The 20,078-nt window shown below is 68.3% G+C and carries 16 protein-coding genes; 9 read left to right on the top strand and 7 right to left on the bottom strand.

Annotated elements, in window-relative coordinates; all coding sequences use genetic code 11:
- Positions 1-47: 47 nt before the first annotated feature.
- From ACJH71_RS02440 to ACJH71_RS02420, 5 genes are all read left to right on the top strand, one after another.
- A complete protein-coding gene (locus ACJH71_RS02440; RefSeq protein ID WP_406756426.1) occupies positions 48-1,439 on the top strand; it encodes a glutamyl-tRNA reductase in 1,392 nt (463 codons plus the stop codon).
- Between the two features lie 5 nt (positions 1,440-1,444).
- Positions 1,445-2,380 carry a hydroxymethylbilane synthase gene (gene hemC / locus ACJH71_RS02435; RefSeq protein ID WP_406756425.1) on the top strand — a complete coding sequence of 312 codons (936 nt, stop codon included), beginning with the start codon at positions 1,445-1,447 and terminating at the stop codon, positions 2,378-2,380.
- 33 nt (positions 2,381-2,413) lie between these two features.
- A complete protein-coding gene (locus tag ACJH71_RS02430; RefSeq protein WP_406756424.1) occupies positions 2,414-4,150 on the top strand; it encodes a uroporphyrinogen-III synthase in 1,737 nt (578 codons plus the stop codon).
- Between the two features lie 73 nt (positions 4,151-4,223).
- Entirely contained in the window at positions 4,224-5,195 is a 972-nt protein-coding gene (gene hemB / locus ACJH71_RS02425; protein WP_406756423.1) for a porphobilinogen synthase, read from the top strand.
- Positions 5,192-5,632, top strand: a complete 441-nt coding sequence (locus ACJH71_RS02420; RefSeq protein WP_406756422.1) for a hypothetical protein — start codon at positions 5,192-5,194, stop codon at positions 5,630-5,632. The genes hemB and ACJH71_RS02420 overlap by 4 nt, the downstream gene beginning before the upstream one ends.
- A 4-nt stretch (positions 5,633-5,636) precedes the next feature.
- Here ACJH71_RS02420 and ACJH71_RS02415 read toward each other — a convergent pair whose 3' ends face one another.
- From ACJH71_RS02415 to ACJH71_RS02400, 4 genes are all read right to left on the bottom strand, one after another.
- Positions 5,637-7,997, bottom strand: coding sequence for a cellulase family glycosylhydrolase (locus ACJH71_RS02415; RefSeq protein ID WP_406756421.1), 2,361 nt, complete (start codon positions 7,995-7,997; stop codon positions 5,637-5,639).
- Positions 7,998-8,012: 15 nt separating this feature from the next.
- Positions 8,013-10,220: a cellulase family glycosylhydrolase gene (locus ACJH71_RS02410; RefSeq protein WP_406756420.1), complete on the bottom strand. Its 2,208-nt coding sequence runs from the start codon at positions 10,218-10,220 to the stop codon at positions 8,013-8,015.
- Between the two features lie 218 nt (positions 10,221-10,438).
- Complete coding sequence (locus tag ACJH71_RS02405) at positions 10,439-11,383, bottom strand: LysR family transcriptional regulator (protein WP_406756419.1); 945 nt, start codon at positions 11,381-11,383, stop codon at positions 10,439-10,441.
- A 24-nt stretch (positions 11,384-11,407) separates the two neighbouring features.
- Positions 11,408-13,591, bottom strand: coding sequence for a cellulase family glycosylhydrolase (locus ACJH71_RS02400; protein WP_406756418.1), 2,184 nt, complete (start codon positions 13,589-13,591; stop codon positions 11,408-11,410).
- A gap of 194 nt (positions 13,592-13,785) precedes the next feature.
- On the opposite strand from ACJH71_RS02400, the gene ACJH71_RS02395 reads away from it, so the two are divergent.
- From ACJH71_RS02395 to ACJH71_RS02380, 4 genes are all read left to right on the top strand, one after another.
- Entirely contained in the window at positions 13,786-14,325 is a 540-nt protein-coding gene (locus ACJH71_RS02395; RefSeq protein WP_406756417.1) for a hypothetical protein, read from the top strand.
- 68 nt (positions 14,326-14,393) lie between these two features.
- Positions 14,394-14,582, top strand: a complete 189-nt coding sequence (locus ACJH71_RS02390) for a hypothetical protein (RefSeq protein WP_406756580.1) — start codon at positions 14,394-14,396, stop codon at positions 14,580-14,582.
- A gap of 57 nt (positions 14,583-14,639) precedes the next feature.
- Entirely contained in the window at positions 14,640-16,733 is a 2,094-nt protein-coding gene (locus ACJH71_RS02385; protein WP_406756579.1) for a heavy metal translocating P-type ATPase, read from the top strand.
- Between the two features lie 32 nt (positions 16,734-16,765).
- Complete coding sequence (locus ACJH71_RS02380) at positions 16,766-17,110, top strand: hypothetical protein (protein WP_406756416.1); 345 nt, start codon at positions 16,766-16,768, stop codon at positions 17,108-17,110.
- Positions 17,111-17,141: 31 nt separating this feature from the next.
- Here ACJH71_RS02380 and ACJH71_RS02375 read toward each other — a convergent pair whose 3' ends face one another.
- The 3 genes from ACJH71_RS02375 to ACJH71_RS02365 are packed head-to-tail and all read right to left on the bottom strand — an operon-like array spanning position 17,142 to position 20,056.
- The gene (locus ACJH71_RS02375) at positions 17,142-17,975 is read right to left on the bottom strand and encodes an alpha/beta hydrolase (RefSeq protein WP_406756415.1); all 834 of its coding nucleotides are present in this window, start codon (positions 17,973-17,975) and stop codon (positions 17,142-17,144) included.
- Positions 17,976-18,019: 44 nt separating this feature from the next.
- Positions 18,020-19,009: an ATP-binding cassette domain-containing protein gene (locus tag ACJH71_RS02370; protein ID WP_406756414.1), complete on the bottom strand. Its 990-nt coding sequence runs from the start codon at positions 19,007-19,009 to the stop codon at positions 18,020-18,022.
- 3 nt (positions 19,010-19,012) lie between these two features.
- Positions 19,013-20,056, bottom strand: a complete 1,044-nt coding sequence (locus tag ACJH71_RS02365; protein WP_406756578.1) for an ABC transporter permease — start codon at positions 20,054-20,056, stop codon at positions 19,013-19,015.
- Positions 20,057-20,078: the final 22 nt, after the last annotated feature.

Here is a 20,078-nt window from a genome sequence, read left to right as displayed (position 1 = left end):
AAGTTTCTTCACGGGTGACAGCAAGGAGCGGACCAGGTGATATTGCCGTGAGCGTCCTGCTCTTCGGGGTCTCGCACCGCAGCGCCCCCGTCTCAGTACTCGAGCAGCTCAGCACCGCAGAATCCGATCAGGTCAAGATCGTCGAGCAGGTGCTGGAGTCGCCGCTCGTCACCGAGGCGATGATCCTGTCGACCTGCAACCGGGTTGAGGTCTACGCCGTCGTCGACGCTTTCCACGCCGGGTTGTCGGCGATCGGCCAGGTGCTCTCCGAGCACTCCGGCATGTCGATGGCCGACCTGACCAAGTACGCCTACGTTCGCTACAGCGAGGCGGCCGTCGAGCACCTGTTCTCGGTGGCCAGCGGCCTGGACTCCGCGGTCGTCGGCGAACAGCAGGTGCTGGGCCAGGTGCGTCGCGCGTATGCCTCCGCCGAGGCCAACAGCAGTGTCGGCCGGGTGCTGCACGAATTGGCCCAGCGCGCGCTGTCGGTCGGCAAGCGGGTGCATTCGGAAACCGGAATCGACGCCGCCGGCGCGTCGGTGGTCTCGGTCGCCCTGGGTATCGCGGCCAAGCAGTTTGGCTGTCAGTTTGGCGATGACGCACTGCAGGGACGGACCGCGGTGGTGATCGGCGCGGGATCGATGGGCGCGTTGTCTGCGGCCCACCTGGTGCGTGCCGGCGTCGAACACATCCACGTGGTGAACCGCTCGCTGCCGCGCGCTCAACGACTGGCCCGCAAGATCCGCGAGAGCGGTGTCACGGCTGACGCCGTCGCCCTGGACCGGATGGCCGCAACCCTGATCAGTGCCGACATCGTGGTGTCCTCCACCGGAGCGGTGAGCCCAGTCGTGTCGCTGGCCGACGTGCACCACGCGCTGGCCGGGGGCGACCGTGACGAGGCGACCCAACCGCTGGTGATCTGCGACCTGGGCATGCCACGCGACGTCGACGGCGCGGTCAGCGGGCTGCCCGGGGTGCGGGTCATCGACATGGACCGGATCCAGCGGGAGCCCTCGGCACAGGTCGCCACCTCCGACACCGAGGCCGCGCGCAGCATCGTGGCCCGCGAGGTCGCCACCTATCTGGCCGGCCAACGGATGGCCGAGGTGACCCCGACCGTGACCGCGCTGCGTCAGCGCGCCGCCGACGTGGTCACCGCGGAATTGCTGCGGCTGGATCACCGGCTGCCGGACCTGGAGACCGCCCAGCGCGAGGAGGTGGCGCGCACGGTGCGCCGCGTCGTCGACAAGCTGCTGCACGCCCCTACGGTGCGGGTCAAGCAGCTGGCCAGCTCGCCCGGCGGGGACAGCTACGCCGAGGCGTTGCGTGAACTGTTTGAACTCGATCCGACCGCCGTGGACGCGGTCGCGACCGCCGGTGAACTGCCAGTAGTGCCAGGAGGGCTTGATGTCGGCGCCGAAACCGGGTCGGCCGGGTAGACGCATTGGGTGAAGTAATCCGCATCGGTACCCGGGGTAGCTTGTTGGCCACCACCCAGGCCGGGACCATTCGTGATGCCTTGGTGGCTGCTGGACACCCCGCTGAACTGGTCGTGATCAGCACCGCCGGGGATGTCACATCCGGGCCTATCGCCGACATTGGGGTGGGTGTGTTCACCGCTGCGCTGCGCGAGGCCATTCTCGACGGCCGAGTCGATGCCGCCGTGCACTCTCACAAGGATCTGCCGACCGCTGCCGACTCCCGGTTCCGACTCGCGGCGAATCCGCCTCGTGAGGATCCACGGGACGCGCTGGTGGCGCGTGACGGATTGGTGCTCGGGGAGTTGCCGGCGGGTGCGGTGGTGGGCACTTCGTCGCCGCGGCGGGCCGCACAGCTTAGAGCACTGGGTCTCGGTTTGGAAATTCGCCCCCTACGAGGCAACCTAGATAGCAGGTTGAACAGGGTAAGCAGCGGCGAACTCGACGCCATCGTGGTAGCCCGGGCGGGTCTGGCCCGGCTGGGACGCCTCGACGCCGTCACCGAGACGTTGGAACCGGTACAGATGTTGCCGGCTCCGGCTCAAGGGGCACTGGCGGTGGAGTGTCGCGCTGGTGATACCGCACTGGCGGCGCTGCTGGCGGAGTTGGACGACGCCGACACCCGCCTGGCGGTTACCGCCGAGCGGACCCTGCTCGCCGAACTGGAGGCGGGTTGTTCCGCACCGGTGGGCGCGATCGCCGAAGTGGTCGAGTCCATCGATGAGGACGGCCGGGTCTTCGAAGAGCTGTCGCTGCGCAGTTGCGTGGCGGCGCTGGACGGATCCGACGTGATCCGCGCGTCCGGCATCGGCAGTCCGGACCGAGCCCGGGAGCTGGGCGTGTCGGTCGCGGCGGAACTGTTCGAGTTGGGTGCGCGCGAGCTGATGTCGGACGCACGGTGAAACGGTGCGTGGTGAAGTGACTGGGAGTAACGAATGGCTCGCCAAGTGAGCGTGCGAGGGCAGAAGCCCAAGCCGGGCCGCATTGTCTTCGTCGGATCGGGTCCCGGCGACCCGGGCCTGCTGACGACGCGGGCGCGGACGGCGCTGACGAACGCCGCGCTGGTGTTCATCGACCCCGACGTGCCTGAGGCGGTGCTGGCGCTGGTCGGCACGGACCTGCCTCCGATCGCCGGTCCGGTGCCCCCGGCCCCCACGGCCCCCAAGGCCAGTGACGACTCGGCCGACGCGGCCAACAACGCCGACGGCACCGCCGCGGACGATGACGCTCGCGCCGACGAGGCCGCCGCGACCGTTCCGGGCGGACCCGACATTCGTCCGGCGCTGGGCGAGCCGGCCGAGGTGGCCAAGATTCTGGCGGCCGAGGCGCGCTCGGGCTCCGACGTGGTGCGGCTGGTGGCCGGTGACCCGCTGTCGATCGACGCGGTCATCACCGAGGTAAGCGCGGTGGCTCGCACCAACGTTGCGTTCGAGATCGTGCCGGGACTGCCCGCCACGAGTGCGGTGCCCACCTACGCCGGTCTGCCGCTCGGCTCGTCGCACACGGTCGCCGATGTCCGTGACCCGAACGTGGACTGGGGCGCTCTGGCTGCCGCTCCGGGGCCGCTGATCTTGCAGGCCACCACCTCGCACCTGCCGGAGGCGGCCCGCACCCTGATCGAGTACGGCCTGTCGGACAGCACGCCGTGCGTGGTCACCACCTCGGGCACCACGTGCGCGCAGCGGTCGATCGAGTCCAACCTCGGTGGCCTGACCGAGGCTTCGGCACTGGCGAGCATCGACCCGGTCATCCTGCCCAACGGCCAGGAGACCTCGGCCGGTCCGCTGGTGGTGACCATCGGCAAGACGGTGAGCAACCGGGCCAAGCTGAACTGGTGGGAGAGCCGCGCGCTGTATGGCTGGACGGTTCTGGTGCCGCGCACCAAGGATCAGGCCGGCGAGATGAGCGACCGCCTGGTCGGGCACGGTGCTTCGCCGATCGAGGTTCCGACCATCGCCGTGGAGCCGCCGCGGAGCCCGGCCCAGATGGAAAGGGCCGTCAAGGGTTTGGTGGACGGCCGCTACCAGTGGGTGGTGTTCACCTCGACCAATGCGGTGCGTGCCGTGTGGGAGAAGTTCGCCGAGTTCGGTCTGGACGCTCGCGCGTTCTCCGGGGTGAAGATCGCCTGCGTCGGCGAGGCCACCGCGGAGCGCGTCCGGGCGTTCGGGATCAGCCCCGAGCTGGTGCCGTCCGGCGAGCAGTCCTCGCTGGGCCTGCTTGACGAATTCCCGCCCTACGACGACGTTTTCGACCCGGTGAACCGAGTGCTGTTGCCGCGCGCGGACATTGCCACCGAGACGCTGGCCGAAGGGCTGCGCGAGCGGGGCTGGGAGATCGAGGATGTCACCGCCTACCGCACCGTGCGGGCCGCTCCACCGCCGGCGACCATCCGGGAGATGATCAAGACCGGCGGGTTCGACGCGGTGTGCTTCACCTCGAGCTCGACGGTGCGCAACCTGGTCGGCATCGCCGGCAAGCCGCACGCCCGGACCCTGGTGGCCTGTATCGGCCCCAAGACCGCGGAGACGGCAGCAGAATTCGGGCTGCGGGTGGACGTGCAGCCGGAGACCGCGGCGGTGGGTCCGCTGGTCGACGCCCTGGCCGAGCACGCCGCGCGGCTGCGGGCCGAGGGTGCGTTGCCTCCGCCGCGAAAGAAGAGCCGCAGGCGATGACTCCGCTCGCGTTGACTCTGCGTCCACGGCGGAAAAGTGCGAGTAGCGTCCACCCTCACCGCAGAGTCAACGCGTGAGAGAGCGTCCCCGTCGGCTGCGTTCCACTCCGGCGATGCGCCGGCTGGTGGCTCAAACATCGCTGGAACCCAGGCATCTGGTGTTGCCGATGTTCGTCGCCGACGGCATCGACGAGCCGAGGCCGATCGCTTCTATGCCCGGGGTGTATCAGCACACCCGTGATTCGCTGCGCGCCGCGGCCGCCGAGGCGGTGGCGGCCGGAGTGGGCGGGCTGATGCTGTTCGGGGTTCCGTTGGAGGCGGACAAGGACAGCACGGGATCGGCCGGCGCTGCTCCCGACGGCGTGCTCAACACCGCGCTGCGTGACCTGGCTGCCGATCTCGGTGATGCCACGGTGCTGATGGCCGACACCTGCCTGGACGAGTTCACCGATCACGGCCATTGCGGGGTCCTCGACGCGCGGGGCCGGGTCGACAACGACGCCACCCTGAAGTGCTACGTGGAACTGGCCGTTGCGCAAGCGGATTCGGGAGCTCATGTGGTGAGTCCGAGCGGCATGATGGACGGGCAGGTGGCCGCGATCCGCGACGGTCTGGATGCCGCCGGGCACAGCGATGTGGTGATCCTGGCCTACGCGGCGAAATTCGCCTCGGCGTTCTACGGCCCGTTCCGTGACGCGGTCGCCTCGACCCTGGCCGGGGATCGTCGCACCTATCAGCAGGAACCCGGCAACGCCCGCGAGGCGCTGCGCGAGGTCGCCCTCGATCTCGCTGAGGGTGCCGACATCGTGATGGTCAAACCCGCGATGGGTTACCTGGACGTGATCGCGGCGACCGCCGCGGTGTCCTCGGTTCCGGTTGCCGCCTACCAGGTCTCGGGCGAGTACGCGATGATCGCGGCGGCCGCTGCCAACGGTTGGATCGACGGACGGTCCGCGGCGCTGGAGTCCCTCATCGGTATCCGACGTGCCGGCGCAGACATCGTGCTGAGTTACTGGGCGGCCGAAGCAGCCGGTTGGCTGGCGTGAGGGCTTCGCCGGACGGGCCGCGGCCCCCGGCCGCGGCTGCGCCTGACCGTCCCGCGGACGTCGACACCGCGTTCTGGCTGTGGCTGGCCGCCCTGCCGTTGATGACGTGCGGATACGTGGCGAACCTGCTGACCGCTCCAGAGATTCCCGCGGCGGCGGTCACCTACCCGATCGTCGCGCTGACGGCGATCGTGGTGATCGTGGTGGTGGCGACGTTTCTGATGTTGATGCGCTCCGGATATCGCTGGGCCCGCACCGTGTTGACCGGCGGCGGGATCGCCTCGGTGGTCAATGCGGTCAGCGCGCTGTGGCACGCCGATGCGAGGCCGACGGTCGCGCTGGTGGTGGCTGTCACCGGCATTATCGGATCGGTGCTGATCGCCGCGGGGACGGTCCTGTTGCACCGATCCGAGGCGCAGGCCTACTTCATCCGGTAGCGGCTTACCCGCTGCCTCCCGCCGCCGTGACGGTGACGGTGACGCTGGTGGCGCCGCTGTCCGAGGCGATGATCAGCACCGGTGCGCCGGGGGCCGAGACCACGTGTCCGCCAATGACGCTGACCTGATAGCCGTCGGGGTAGACGATGTTCGGCACCGAGATCTCGGTCTGGGTCCCGGCAGCGAAGTGCCCTGCACCGCTGGCCATCTCGGTGGAGTAGCTGAATTCGAAGGTGCCGTTCGCGAACGACCAGGAGTCCGGGGTGCCGCCCACCGCAAGCGGATACGGCTCGGACAGTTGCGTCAGCAGGTCCATGTTGATGTTGTCTTCGGTCATCGGCTGGTTCAGATCCCAGTACCGGAGCATGGTGTAGTCCCAGAACATCCAGTTGTAGCCGTAGCTGTTTGCCGCATTGAGGGTGTCGGCGATCGAGCCGGCGTTGGTGGTTCCGCCGTACTCGGTGATCGCCACCGGTAGGTCGTATCTTGATGCGTAGTCGTCGGCGTTGCCGTGCACGATCGTCTCCCACAGTGAGCAGCCGAAGTTGCTGTCCATGAAAGCCGTTGTGGTGCAGTAGTCGTGGAACGCGAAGACGACGCGCGGATCGTCCACCTCGCCCAGGTAGGTCGGGATGGGCAGGTTGCCGGACAGCACGCTGGGTTCGATGTACAGCGGCGTGGCCGGATCGACCGAGCGGACCGCTGCGGCCAGCTGGTTGTAGAACGGGGTCAGCTGCTGGCCTTCGAAGAACGAGCCGCCGAAGATCGTCGACAACCATGTTGAGCCCGGCCACGGCTCGTTCATCAGCTCGTAGCCGATCACGTTGGGGTCGTCTTTGAAATAATTCGCAACGACTTGCCACATCAGCGCGTAGTGGTTCTGCAGTCCGACACCGTCGGGCCCGTCGGCGTTGGTCCAGAACGCATCCCAGGCGTAGTTCTCCGCGGGACTCATGACGTAGCGGAACGGGAACGGGGTGTGGGGGTTGGGCAGGCCGCCGTCCTGTGCCGCCCAGGCCGGTGCGCCGTCGCCCCAGAAAGTGGTGCCGTAGTTGTCCTGGTGCATGTCCAGGACGACGCGGATGCCGTGGTTGGACAGCGTCTGCGCGGTCTGGTTGATCAGGTCCAGATACTCGTAGTCGTAGACGCCGGGTTCGGGCTCGACGCCGGCCCAGATGATGCCGAGCCGCACCACGTTGAAGCCGTTGGCGGCCAGCAGGGCCGCGTCGGCATCGCCGAACCCCTCGGAGGCGGGGTAGAACGGTGGGTCTTTCACCACCTCGCCGAATCCGTGCAGGACGACGACTCGTCCGTCGTTGTCGACCAGCCAGCTGCCGGCGGTAGTGATGTCGGACAGACCTCCGGCCGGGGCGCCGTCGAGGGTGCCGAAATGGCCGTGGTCGCCGTGGGCGCCGAGCAGTCCACCACCGCCGCCGGCTCCGCCGAGCGCGGGTAGATCGCGTGGGCCGCTGTAGACGCCGTCGCCGGCATCGCCGCCGTGGCCGCCGCTGCTGAACAGCCCGATGGCGCTGCCGCCGTCACCACCGTGACCACCCGCGACGCCGGACCCGCCGGCAGCGCCGTCGCCGCCGTTTCCGCCGTGGCCGCCGCTGCCGAACAACCAGCCGGCGGCGTCGCCGCCCGCGCCGCCCGCCCCGCCGGACCCACCATTGAAGCCGAGGTCGCCGTCACCACCGTCGCCGCCGACTCCGCCGATGCCCATCACCACCCCACCCGCGCCGCCGGCACCACCGGAGGCACCGGCGCCCCCGTCGCCACCGGCACCACCGATGCCGAACAGTCCGCCGTGTCCGCCGTTGCCACCGGGCGTGTGGTCCACGGTGCTGTCCCAGCCGGCGCCGCCGTCGCCGAACAGCCATCCGCCGTCAGTGCCATTGACGTGCAAAGGATCACCGTCGACGCCATCGCCGATCAGGCCGCGCCCGGTCAGGGCGAGGAACGGCTCGTTGATGAAGTTGTTGACCTGCTGGCCGATATCACTGTGTATCCAGGCTTCGATGCCGGTGTGGATCGGCGTGTAGATGTATTGCTGGATCCATGCGGTCAGGTCAGCCGGGTCGTAGGCGGCCGGACCCGCAGCCGTGCCCGGGAGGCTGAGTTCACCGAACACGGTGTTCCAGTGGGTGGGAGCGAGGAAGGTGTCCCAGGCCGACGGCGAGAGCACCGCGTCCCAGTCGAGGGTGTTGGTGGTGGTGTCCAGGAACGGTGCGATGGCTGCTTCGATCGCGTCGTCGAAGTCGGCCCGGGCTGCCGGCGCCGCGGCCAGTGGCGCCACCCCGAAGGTCAGGAACGCGCCTGTGGCAGTGGCAAATCCGACGGCCCGGCCGCTCATGCGGTCTGTCATGGTGGCGCGTATCTCCTAGCTTGCAGGGGTGACTGTGACGGTGATGGTGCTCGCACCGCTGTCTGAGGCGATCACGAGGACAGCGGCGCCCGGCGCGGAGACGACGTGTCCGCCGGTGACGCTGACCTGGTAGCCGTCGGGGTATTGCAGTGTCGGTACCGAGATCTCGGTTTGGGTGCCGGCGGCGAAGTTGCCTGTACCGCTGGCCATCTCGGTGGAGTAGCTGAAGTTGAACGTGCCGTCCGCGAACGACCAGGCTCCCGGGGTGCCGGCCACCGCCAGCGGGTAGGGCTGGGCCAGCGTGGTCAAGGTGGCGTAGTCGACGGTGTCGTCGGTTATCGGGGTGTGCAGGTCGTGGTAGCGGATCAAGGTGTAATCCCAGAACATCCAGCTGTAGCCATAGCGGTTGGCCTCGGTCATGGTGTCGGTGATCGAGCCGGTGTTCGTGGATGCGCCGAATTCGGTGATCGCTACCGGCAGATCGTATTTCGACGCGTAGGCGTCGGCGTAGCCGTGCACGATCGTCTCCCACAGCGAGCAGCCGAAGTCGGTGCCGAACAGGGCCGTCATGGTGCAGTAGTCGTGGAATGCGTAGACGACGTTCGAGTCGTCCACCTCGCCCAGGTAGGTCGGGATCGGCAGGTTGCCCGACAGCGTGCTCGGTTCGACGTACAGCGTGGTGGTCGAGTCGACGGATCGGATCGCCGAGGCCACCTGGTCGTAGAACGAGGTCAGCTGCTGGCCTTCGAAGAAGGAATTGCCGAAGAAGGTCGACAGCCACGTCGAGCCCGCCCACGGTTCGTTCATGAGCTCGTAGCCGACCACGTTCGCGTCGTCCTTGAAGTAGTGCGCAACGGCTTGCCACATCTGCGCGTAGTGGTTCTGCAGGCCGATGCCGTCGGGTGCGTCGGAGTTCTTCCAGAACGCATCCCAGACGTGGTTCTCGGCGGGGTTGAGCGCATATGTCCATGGCCAGCCGGTGTCGGGATCGGGCATTCCGCCGGTCTGTACGGCCCAATCCGGTGCACCGTCGCCATAGCCCATGGGACCGCCGAGTCCGGCGGCGTAGAGGTCCTGGTGCATGTCGAGCACGGTGTAGATGCCGTGGTTGGACAGTGTCTGGATGGTCTGGTTGATGGCGGCGAGGTAGTCGTAGTCGATGACGCCGGGCTGGGGCTCCACGCCTTCCCAGAGGATGCCCACCCGCACCACGTTGAAGCCGTTGGCGGCCAACAGCGCCGCGTCGGCATCGCTGAACCCCTCGTTGTCGGCGGCGGGATAGAACGGCGCCCGCTTGTTGACCTCGCCGAATCCGTGCAGGACGACCACCCGTCCGTCGCCGTCGGTGATCCAGGAGCCGGTGGTGCCGAGGTCAGCGACGCCGCCGGGTGGCGCGCCCTCAAGGGTGCCGAAGTGACCGTGATCGCCGTGTGCTCCGAGCAGCATGCTGCCGGCGCCGCCGGCGCCGCCGAGGGCGGGCAGTTCGCGGCCACCGGTGTAGACGCCGTCGCCGCCGTCGCCACCGGCGCCGCCGGTGCCGAACCATCCGGTCGCGCTACCGCCGTCACCGCCATAGCCACCGGCCCCGGCTCCGCTGTCTCCGCCGTCGCCACCGTCACCGCCGATGCCGATCAACCATCCGCCGTCACCGCCGTGGCCGCCGATGGCGCCTGTGCCGCCGTCGCCGCCGGTCCCTCCGGTGCCGAAGAGTCCGGCCGCGCCGCCATCACCGCCGGCCACGCCGGCTTCGGTGCTGTCCCAGCCTGCGCCGCCGTCGCCGAACAGCCATCCACCCGCGGTGCCGTCGGGGATCGCTGCCGTTCCGTCGACGCCGTTGCCGATCACCAGCGAGCCGAACACCGTGTTGATCACATCGTTGACCGATTTGCCGAAGTCGCTGGTGATCCAGGCCTGCATACCGGCGTGCATCGGGGTGTAGAGGTACTGCTGGACCCAGTCGGCCAGGTCTGCTTGATCGAAGCTGGCCGTTCCGGGCACCGCGAGGGCACCCAATTCGGCCAGCACGCCGTCCCAGTGCGCGGGGGCCAGGAAGGTGTCCCAGGCGGTGGGGGAGAGCACGGCGTCCCAGTCGAGGCTATTGGTGGTGTCGTCCAAGAAGGGGGAGATGGCCGCTTCGATCACGCCATCGAAGTCGGCCTGGGCCGCGGGGGCGACAAGCGGTGCCAGCCCGAACGCCAGGAACGCGCCCCCACTGACACCCAAACCGACTAGGCGACGGCCTGCTTGGCCTGGGCTCCACCGATGAGTTCGCGTAGCGGAACGCTGACGAGTCATTAACTAAACCCCTGGCGACGTAATTTCTCAGGTAGCCGTGACCCTGAGCAGGAATTCTAATAATTCCCTGCGTCAATCCTGGCAATCGTCAGCCGTGAACTGAAACACCAAACCGCTGCCCCATTGACAACTTCGGCGTGCTGAATTCAGGCGGTTGTCGGCCTGCTCTCCATGGTGTGGACGAGCTCGGGCTCCCGGTCCCGCACGGCGAGCGCGACCTCGAGAAACTGGGCGACCAGCGGGGAGCGTTCGTCGCGGTGCCAGCCAAGTGCGATCGCCGAGCCGGGCCAGTCGTTGATCGCCAGGAATTGCACGCCCGGGAGTGGCATGAAGTTCATGACCACTGCGCTGGTGACCGCGATAGCCGCTCCGGCCGCCACCAGTTGTGCTTCCTCGGTGATCGAGTTGATGGGAACGTGGCGGGCCTTGGTTGACTCGTCGCGTGCCGCCTCCAGGCACCAGAATGCGCGGTACGCCTCGTCAACGGTGTCTCCGTTGGTGATCGGGTCACTGACGAGATCCCGTGCGTACACCGAACCCCGTCCGGCCAGGTGGTGCGAGCTCGCCACCATCGCCACGACCGGGTCGACGAACAACACCTCGGTCTCGATATTGGGTATGCCCTTCGGCAGGCGCACGAACGCCACGTCAGTGGCGCCTGATGCCAGCCCGGCCGATGAGTCGTGGACCGGAAACTCTTGCATCTCAACGACGACGGCGGGGTGGCGTTCCCCGAACTCGGCCAGGATCAACGGTGTCAGTTCGAGGGCGGCGCCGGGGACATAGCCCAGCCGCAGCGTGCCGGCCAGCCCCCGCGCGGCCCGTCGGGCGGCTGATGCCGCCTCGTCGAGAGCGGTGAGTGCGGTGCGCGCTCCCTCGAGGAAGGCTTCGCCCGCGGGCGTCAACGTCACCTTGCGGGTGGTTCGCTCCAACAGCTTTGCGCCGACCAGGTTCTCGAGTTCTTTGATTTGGCGGCTGAGGGCCTGCTGGGCCAGGTGAACGCGTTCCGCTGCCTTGCTGAAGTGCAGCTCTTCGGCTACCGCCACGAAGTAGCCCAACTTGCGGGTGTTGATCTCAATGGGGCTAAGCATAGCCCGGGCAATTTGTGTCGTGGGTCACACGGCGCCGGGCGGGCCGCCTGCGGCGCCGGTCACGGTCACGGTCACGGTGGTGGCGCCGCTGTCCGAGGCGATGATCAGCACCGGCGCGCCAGGGGCCGAGACCACGTGCCCGCCGGTGACGGAGACCTGATACCCATCCGGGTATTGGATGGGCGGTACCGAGATCTCGGTCTGGGATCCCGCAGCGAAGTGGCCTGTGCCCCCAGCCATCTCGGTGGAGTAGCTGAGCTCGAAGGTGCCGGCGTTGAACGACCAGGAGGTTGGGGTGCCGGCAACGGCCTGCGCGTAGGGCGCCGACGAAACTTCCAGCCTGGACCAATCCACATTGTCGCCGACGGGCGGCTTGCTCGGGTCGAAGACCAGGGCGTTGCCCGGGGCGGTGCCGGTAATGGCCGGCACCCCGTTGTAGGCCCACTGCGACCAGCCCCACATGCGCTGATCGGCGGCATTCATCACGTTGGAGATCTCCTCGGCGCCGTTCGCGGAGCCGAATTCCGATATCAACCCCGGGACGCCGTACTTGCTCGTGTACGCCTCGCCGTTGTTGGCAATCAGTTCGATGTAATCCGGACACAGCGGCATGAAGACTGAGCCGAAGACGTTCAACATGCAGTAGTCGTGGAATGCGAAGACACCGTGCGGGTCGTCCACCTCACCCAGCTGCGTCGGCACCGACTGGTTGAAAAGGGTGTTCGGCTCGAAGATCAATGGCGTGGTCGGGTCGACCGACCGGATCGCCGCGCTGACCTGGTTGTAGAACGGGGTCAGCTGTTGAGCTTCGTAGAAGGAATTGCCGAATATCGTTGACAGCCAAGTGGAACCGGCCCACGGCTCGTTGATGATCTCGTAGCCGGCGATGTTGGGGTCGTCCTTGAAATAGTCCGCGACGGCTTGCGACATCCGTGCGTAATGGTTCAACAGACCCACGCCGTCGGGCCCTTTGGCGTTGGACCAGAACATATCCCAGGCGTGATTCTGTGCCGGGTTGAGTGGGTAGTTGAGTCCGAAGCCGATGTCGGGGTTGGGCAACCCGCCGGTTTGGGTGGCCCATTCCGGAGCGCCTTCGCCGCCGAACACGGGGCTGAAGTCGTCCTGATGGAAGTCGATGATGCTGACGATGCCGTGGTTGGCCAGGATCTGCACGGTCTGGTCGATCGAGGCCAGATAGTTGTAGTCGATAACACCGGGCTCTGGTTCGACTCCCGCCCAGATGACGCCCAGCCGTACCGAGTTGAAGCCGTTGGCGGCTAGAAATGCCGCGTCGTCGTCGCTGAACCCGCCGGCCGACGGCTCGTAGGGCGCAATCTTGTAGACCTCGTTGAACCCGTGCATAACAAGGACTCGACCGTCGGCGTCGGTGATCCATGTGCCGGCGGTGCTGATCCCGGCCACGGCTGCCGGGGCGCCGTCGAGGGTGCCGTAATGGCCGTGGTCGCCGTGGGTGCCGAGCAGCATGCTGGCGTTGCCGCCGGCGCCGCCGAGGGCGGGGAGGTCTCCGGGGCCGGTGTAGGTGCCGTCGCCGGCGTTGCCACCGGTGCCGCCGTTGCCCATCAGCCAGCCGCCGTTGCCGCCGTCTCCGCCGTTGCCGCCGAGGCCGCCGTCGGCGCCGTTGCCTCCGGTACCGCCGTCGCCGAACATGCCGGCATTGCCGCCGGCGCCGCCCATGCCGCCGGATTCGGTGTTGGCCCAGCCGTTTCCGCCGTCCCCGAAGAGCCAGCCGCCGTTGCCGCCATCGGGATGTTCGGCCGTGCCGTCGGCGCCGTCGCCGATCAGGGGGCGTCCGGTGAGCAAAAGGGTGGGGTTGTTGATCAGGTCGGTGACTTGTCGGCCGAGGTCGCTGTTGATCCAGCCTTCGATGCCGTCGTGGATGGGGGTGTAGAAGTACTGCAGCAGCAGGGTGTTGGGGTCGGCGAGAGCGGGGCCGGCTAGGGCGGAGCCGGCCAGTTCTCCCAGGATGGTGTCCCAGTGGGCGGGCGCGAGGAAGGTGTCCCAGGCCGACGGTGAGAGCACCGCGTCCCAGTCGAAGGTGTTGGTGGTGTCATCCAGGAACGGTGCGAAGGCTGCCTCGATCGCATCATCGAAGTCGGCCTGGGCGGCGGGTGCTGCGGCCATTGGCGTCAGTCCGAGGGTCAGGAACGCCCCCGCGGCCGCGGCAATGCCGGCTACCTGGCCGCTCATGTGGCGGTTTGCTGCGGAGCTGTTACGGCGCATCATCCCGGTGCCCATCTCCAAGTTGCGGAAACCTGTGTAAAACATGTACGCAAGCAGAAATTTAGCCCTGCCTACTTGCGCGTAACTTAAGAATCGCCAAAATTGACCAGAGGCCGCAGTCAGGTGATGTGCGCTTCGGGGCCGCGTTAGGCTGACCCGACATGTCTGAACCCCAATCGCAACCCGCACCGCTGTTCTTCGAGCGCGGTGCCAGCTGGTATTGGGTGTTGTTCGGCCCGATCTCGGCGGGACTGCTGGTGCTGATCCAGAACTCCGGCGGCTACGGCTTTCAGCCCCTGGTTCCCACCGTGCTGTTGGTACTGGTCTCTACGATGCTCGCCATCCAGGTGAAGGCGGCGCGTATCCACACCTCCGTCGAGCTGACGGCAGACACCTTGCGGCAGGGCACCGAAACCCTCCGGATCGCCGACATTCTGGCGATCTACCCCGAAGCGCCGCGGCCTGTCGGCTGGGGGAAGCAGGAACCCCAGAAGTGGCAGGAATCCCGAGCGCTGGGCGAGCTGAGCGGCGTGCCCCGCCGCCGGGTGGGCGTCGGGTTGAGGCTGGCCGGGCGGCGCACGGTGCAGGCCTGGGCGCGTGATCACCGCAGGCTTCGGGCCGAGCTCAGCGAGCTGATTCCCGAGACGGTCCCGCCCAGTGGGCCTGCTGAAACCGACGTCGAGGACGGATCGGCCTGGTGAGGACCGTCCCGCTTTTCCGGGCCCTGGTCGAGCTGGTCTTGGCCGCCGCCGCGGCGGTGGGCTGCGCGATGAGCTGGCTGCAGGTGCGCTATGTGGTGTTGGTCGCGCCGGTCATCGACGGCGAACCGGCTACCGCCTCGGTGGCCTACCACCCCCGGATGCTGCTGCTGGCGTGGATGTTGGCGACGGCCGCCGGGGTACTGGTGGTGGTCGGCGCGGCGCGTCTGCGCCGGGCCCGCCGAGCCCCGGCTTCCTAGATACCCCGTGGGGGTATAGTCGGCGGGGTGATCACCACCGACCTCGAACTGCGGGGAATGACTTGTGCGTCGTGCGCGGCGCGGGTGGAGCGCGGCTTGAACGCGCTTGACGGGGTGCATGCCACGGTGAACTTCGCGGTCGAACGGGCCCGTGTCGAACACGATCCGAAGGTCTCGGCCACGGACCTGGTACGCGCCGTAGAGAGCACCGGCTATCAGGCCATCGTGGCCGGCTCGGCCCAGGAGCATGAGGCTGAGCACGGCTCCGAACATGCCGACATGCTCGCCGGGCAATTGCGCTCCCGGTTGGTCGTCTCGGCACTGCTGGCGGTGCCCGTGGTGGCGTTGTCGATGGTGATGGCCTGGCAGTTCAACGGCTGGCAATGGGTGGCGTTCGCGTTGACCACCCCGATCGTGGCGTGGGGTGGTTATCCGTTCCACCGCGCCGCGCTGCGTACCGCCGCGCACCGCGCCGCCACGATGGACACGTTGGTCTCGCTGGGCACTCTCGCGGCCTACCTGTGGTCGGCGGTTGCGGTCTTCACCGGCGCGGGCCACCTGTATTTCGAGGTGGCGGCCGTGGTCACGGTCTTCCTGCTGGCCGGCCGCTACGCCGAATCGCATGCCAAACGTTCGGCGGGCGCGGCGTTGCGGGAGCTGCTGGAACTCGGCGCCAAGGACGCCGCGGTCATGCGGCGAGAAGGGGGCGTCCTGACCGAGGTCCGGGTGCCGATCGCTGACCTGCGGGTGGGCGACGTCATCGTGGTCCGGCCGGGGGAGCGAGTCGCCGCCGACGGCGTCGTCATCGACGGCGCCACGGCGCTGGACACCTCGGCGATGACCGGAGAATCGTTGCCGGTGGACGTCGCCGACGGCGACGCGGTGCTGGGCGGTTCGCTCAACACCACCGGACTGGTGCTGGTCCGCGCCACCAAGGTCGGTGCCGACACCCAGCTGGCCCGGATGGCGAAAATGGTCGCCGACGCCCAGGCCGGCAAGGCATCGGTGCAGCGGCTCGCCGATCGGGTCTCGGCCGTGTTCGTGCCTGCGGTGCTGGGGATCGCAGCGCTCACCCTGGCCGGCTGGCTGCTGACCGGTGCATCGGTCGCGGCGGCGTTTACCGCGGCGGTCGCCGTGCTGATCATTGCCTGCCCCTGTGCGCTGGGACTGGCCACGCCGACCGCCATCCTGGTCGGCACCGGCCGCGGCGCGCAGCTCGGAATTCTGATCAAGAACCCGCAGGTTCTCGAGGCCGTCAAGGACATCGACACCGTCGTACTGGACAAGACGGGCACGGTCACCACCGGCGTCATGGCGGTCGGCGGTCTGGCAGTTGCCCGCGGTGAGGACCCGAACACCGTGCTGTCCCGGGCCGCCGCCGTCGAATCGGCGTCCGAGCACCCGATCGCCGCGGCGATCGTCGCCGGAGCCGCGGCCGGCGGCCTTGAGATCGGCCGGGTGACCGAGTTCGCCAGCCGTCCCGGCCACGGTGTGACCGGGGTGGTCGACGGCGTGCGAGTCGAGGTCACTCGGGCGGCCGCCGCGCACGAAACCGGGACGGCCGTCGAGGTCTCCTGGGACGGTCGGGCGCGCGGGACGATCACCCTGACCGATACCGTGCGGCCCACCAGCGCAGCCGCGGTGGCCGAGCTCAAGGCCATGGGCATCACCCCGATGCTGCTCACCGGCGACGGTGCGGCCGTGGCGCGCATGGTGGCCGGCGAGGTGGGGATCGATCCGGCCAACGTCATCGCCAATGTGTTGCCCGCGGACAAGGCCGAGGCGGTCACGCGGCTGCAGGCGCAGGGCCGGCGGGTGGCCATGATCGGCGACGGTGTCAACGACTCGGTGGCGCTGGCCACCGCCGATATCGGGATGGCGATGGGAACCGGCACCGACGCCGCCATCGAGGCAGGGGATGTGACGCTGGTGCGTGGTGATCTCGGCACGGTTCCGACCGCGCTGCGGCTGTCCGCACGCACGCTGCGGATCATCCGGCAGAACCTGGTCTGGGCGTTCGGCTACAACATCGCGGCGATCCCGCTGGCGGCGGCCGGGTTGCTCAACCCGATGATCGCGGGCGCGGCGATGGCGGCCTCGTCAGTTCTGGTGGTGGCCAATAGCCTGCGGCTTCGACGTTTCGCGCGATAGGGTCCGGAAAAGTCGAACAGGGAGTTTGCCCTATGTATGCACGCAACGTTTCTCGTGGTGCGATCGCTAAGGCTGGGGCGGCGTGCGCCGGTCTGGCCGCGTTTGCTCTGGCGGTGTCCGGGCCGGCCGGTGCGGATCCGGCCAATCCCGACCCGTTCAGCCCCAGCGACTGCCTCGCCAACGCGAGCGCGGTCTGCAACGTCGGTCCCTACGGCCCCGACAGCCTGACCAATCCGGCCAACATCAACAGCCCGCTGAACCCGGCGAACCCGGACAACCCGGCAAATCCGATGAACCCGGCGAACCCGGCCAGCCCGATGAACCCGATGAATCCGGCCAATCCGGCCAGCCCGATGAACCCGATGAATCAGTCCTGACCCGGCCGGACGACAGCGGCACGCGTCGCAATCACGAATCCAGCCAGGCCAATTGCGCGGGAAGCTGCTCCCGCCAATAGGACACGTCGTGACCGCCGGGGGAGAAGCCACCTGCCGGCGGCGGATTCAGTTGACCGATGAAACTCTTGGTCGCATAGGCGAAGCTGTCCGAAGTTCCGCAGTCGACTCGCAGCGGGAACGGGGCCAGCCGCGGCACCAGGTTGAAAACTGAGTTCGTTCGCCAGTCGTCGACACTGTCGAATGCGCCGGCGGGCGCGCCGAAATAGGTCATGTAGATCGCCGGGCTGATGGCACAGATCCCCGCGGTGCGCGACGGACCCAGGCGGGTGCCCAGCTCCAGCGCGCCGTAGCCGCCCATCGACCAGCCCATGAACCCGACTCGTGTGGTGTCGATGCCCTTCTCCGCCAGCATCGGGATCAGCTCGCCCAGCACCATCGCACCGGCGTCCTCACCGGAGCTGTGCCGGCGCCAGTAGGTGTTGCCGCCGTCAACGGCCACCACCGCAAACGGCGGCCGTCCTGCCGCGGTCAGCTTCGCCAGCTCCTCTTCCACGCCCAGATCCATCACCCAGGCCGCGTCGCCGTCCTTGCAGTGCAGGGCGATCACCGGCCGCAGCGGAGCGGTCTGGCCGGGCGGGCGGGCGATGATCCAATTGGTCTCCACGCCGCCGCGGGCCGCCGAGACGAACGACCCGGATTCCCGGGTCGGATAGGTATTGCCGGTCGCGCGCGACTCGGACGGGCGTCGCCCCACACCCATTCCGAACAGGCCAGCAGCCCCCGCGGCACCGACCCCGAGGCGCAAAGCAGCCCGGCGGGTCACATCTGCCATGTACAGCATCATCGCGTGCCGTGTGCTCGGGTTGGACCGGCACGCCGCGGGATTGATCAGGTTGATGCCGGTTCGTTAGGAACGTCGGGAACCGGTGGGCGGCCGAACTGCCGGCGGAACGCCTCCACGGTGTAGCTGACGACCGTCGCCTCGTGCGGGGCGCGGACCGTGGCCGAGCGGGGGATCCGCACCATGGGGCCGAGTTGGCCGGCGTAGTTGTCCGGTTTGCCGATCTTGAGCAGCCCGTCGCCGGTGCTGACCGAGTCCGGGGCGATCTCGACCTCACCTTCGGTGACGACGTAGATCAGGTCCTCGACGGTGCCCTGCTCCAGCAGCACCGAGCCGGGCCCGAGTAGAACCGGCGCTTGCTGGGGGCGCGCCGGCGCGGCCGTCGGCGACAGCTGGATGACGATGTCGGCCAGCGGGACGATCCGGGTGTCGTGGGTCGCGACCACCACAACGCGATCGCCGGCCGCCAGCACCCGCAGCAGTTGTACGACTTCGCCGGCCCGGACGTAGTCCAGTTGTGCGGTGGGTTCGTCGGCCAGGATCAGCGGCGGATCCAGGGCCAGTGCGCGCGCCACCGCCACCCGCTGCTGTTGGCCGCCACTGAGCTGCCCGGGGTGGTGCGAAACCCGGTCTGCCAGGCCAACCCGTGACAGCAGATCCCGGGCACGTTCTTGGGCGGACCACTGGGTCCAGCCCGCCGCCCACATCGGCACCATCACGTTCTCCAGCGCGGTCAGACTCGGCACCAGATTGAACGCCTGGAACACGATGCCGACGGTGCGCCGCCGGTAGGAAGTGATGTCGCGCCGGCCCAGTCCGGTCACGTCGGTGGCGCCGAAGTGGATCTGACCGCTGGTCGGGCTCAAGATGCCGCCCAGGCACGACAGCAGCGTGGTCTTGCCGCAGCCGCTGGGGCCCAGCACCACCACCAGCGAGCCGGCCGGGACGTCCAGGCTCAGGCCGTGGATCGGACGGATCGGCTCCCCGCCGCCGGTGGCGTATTCGATGACCAGATCACGGATCTGCAAGTCCCCCATGAGCTACGGTCCCCCGAACGCCAGCACCGGGTCGACGGCCACCGCGTGCCGCAGACCCGCCAGGCTGGCCAGCAGGCCGATCCCCACCGCGGTCAGGACCAGCAGTGCGAACGATGAGCCGGTCACCGCCACCAGCATCGGAAACAGCGGCCCGATCGACACCGCCAGAACGCCACCGAGCACCGCCGCGGCCACCGCGACGACCACCGCCTGCAGCGCCAGCCCGGCCAGCACCATCCAGGTCGTGACGCCCAACGCCTTGAACACCGCAAAGTCGCGGGTGCGTTCCAATGCCGACAGGTAGATCAGGGAACCCACGATCAGCCCGGCGACCCCCCACAACAGCACCGACATATAGGACAGGGCCATCTGCGCGCCCGCCAGCGGGCGAACCATGTCGTCGACGGCGGCGGCCCGGTCGACCACCCGGTAGCCCTTCGGCACGTGCTCGGGCGTGCCCCGCACGCCGATCGCGGAGGCCACTGGCTGCCCCGAAAACATCAGTCGTTGAGCGCCCGCCACAGTCAGGAAGCCATTGGGTTGGCCGGCCAGCGTGGTCGACTTCTCCACCAGACCGACGATTCGCAACTTCTCCGCACCCAGTTCGACCTCGTCGCCGACGGCACGCTTGAGCGTGGTCGACATGACGATTTCGTTGGGCTCGGTCGGAGCTCGACCCGCGGTGAGCGGCGGCATTGCGGCCTTGGGCACACCGTAGATATTCACGTTCAGCGGCGCCTTGCCGTCCTGCAGGATGGTGTTGCCGTAGACCACCGGCAGCGCCGCCTCCACGCCGGGGATTCGGGCGACGTCGCCGGCTTCGGCCTGCGGGAAGCGCGACGAGCCCATGAACGGTCCTACCGCAGCCGTCTGGATCAGGTAGCCGTCGATGTTGAGTGAGTCGACCACGTGCTCCGCCTCGACCCGGAACCCGTGGGTCAACCCGGCCAGCACCAGGGTCAGGGCGAACACCATTGCGGTGCCCACCGCGGCAACGATGAACCGGCGCAGTCGCCACTGCAGGTCGCGAAACGCGGTGATTAACATCCGCACGCGCGCATGTTATCGC

Source organism: Mycobacterium sp. SMC-15, assembly GCF_045310925.1.
Lineage (GTDB): Bacteria > Actinomycetota > Actinomycetes > Mycobacteriales > Mycobacteriaceae > Mycobacterium.
Note: the sequence above shows the minus strand (reverse complement) of the source record. Positions and strands in the feature narration are given on the sequence as shown.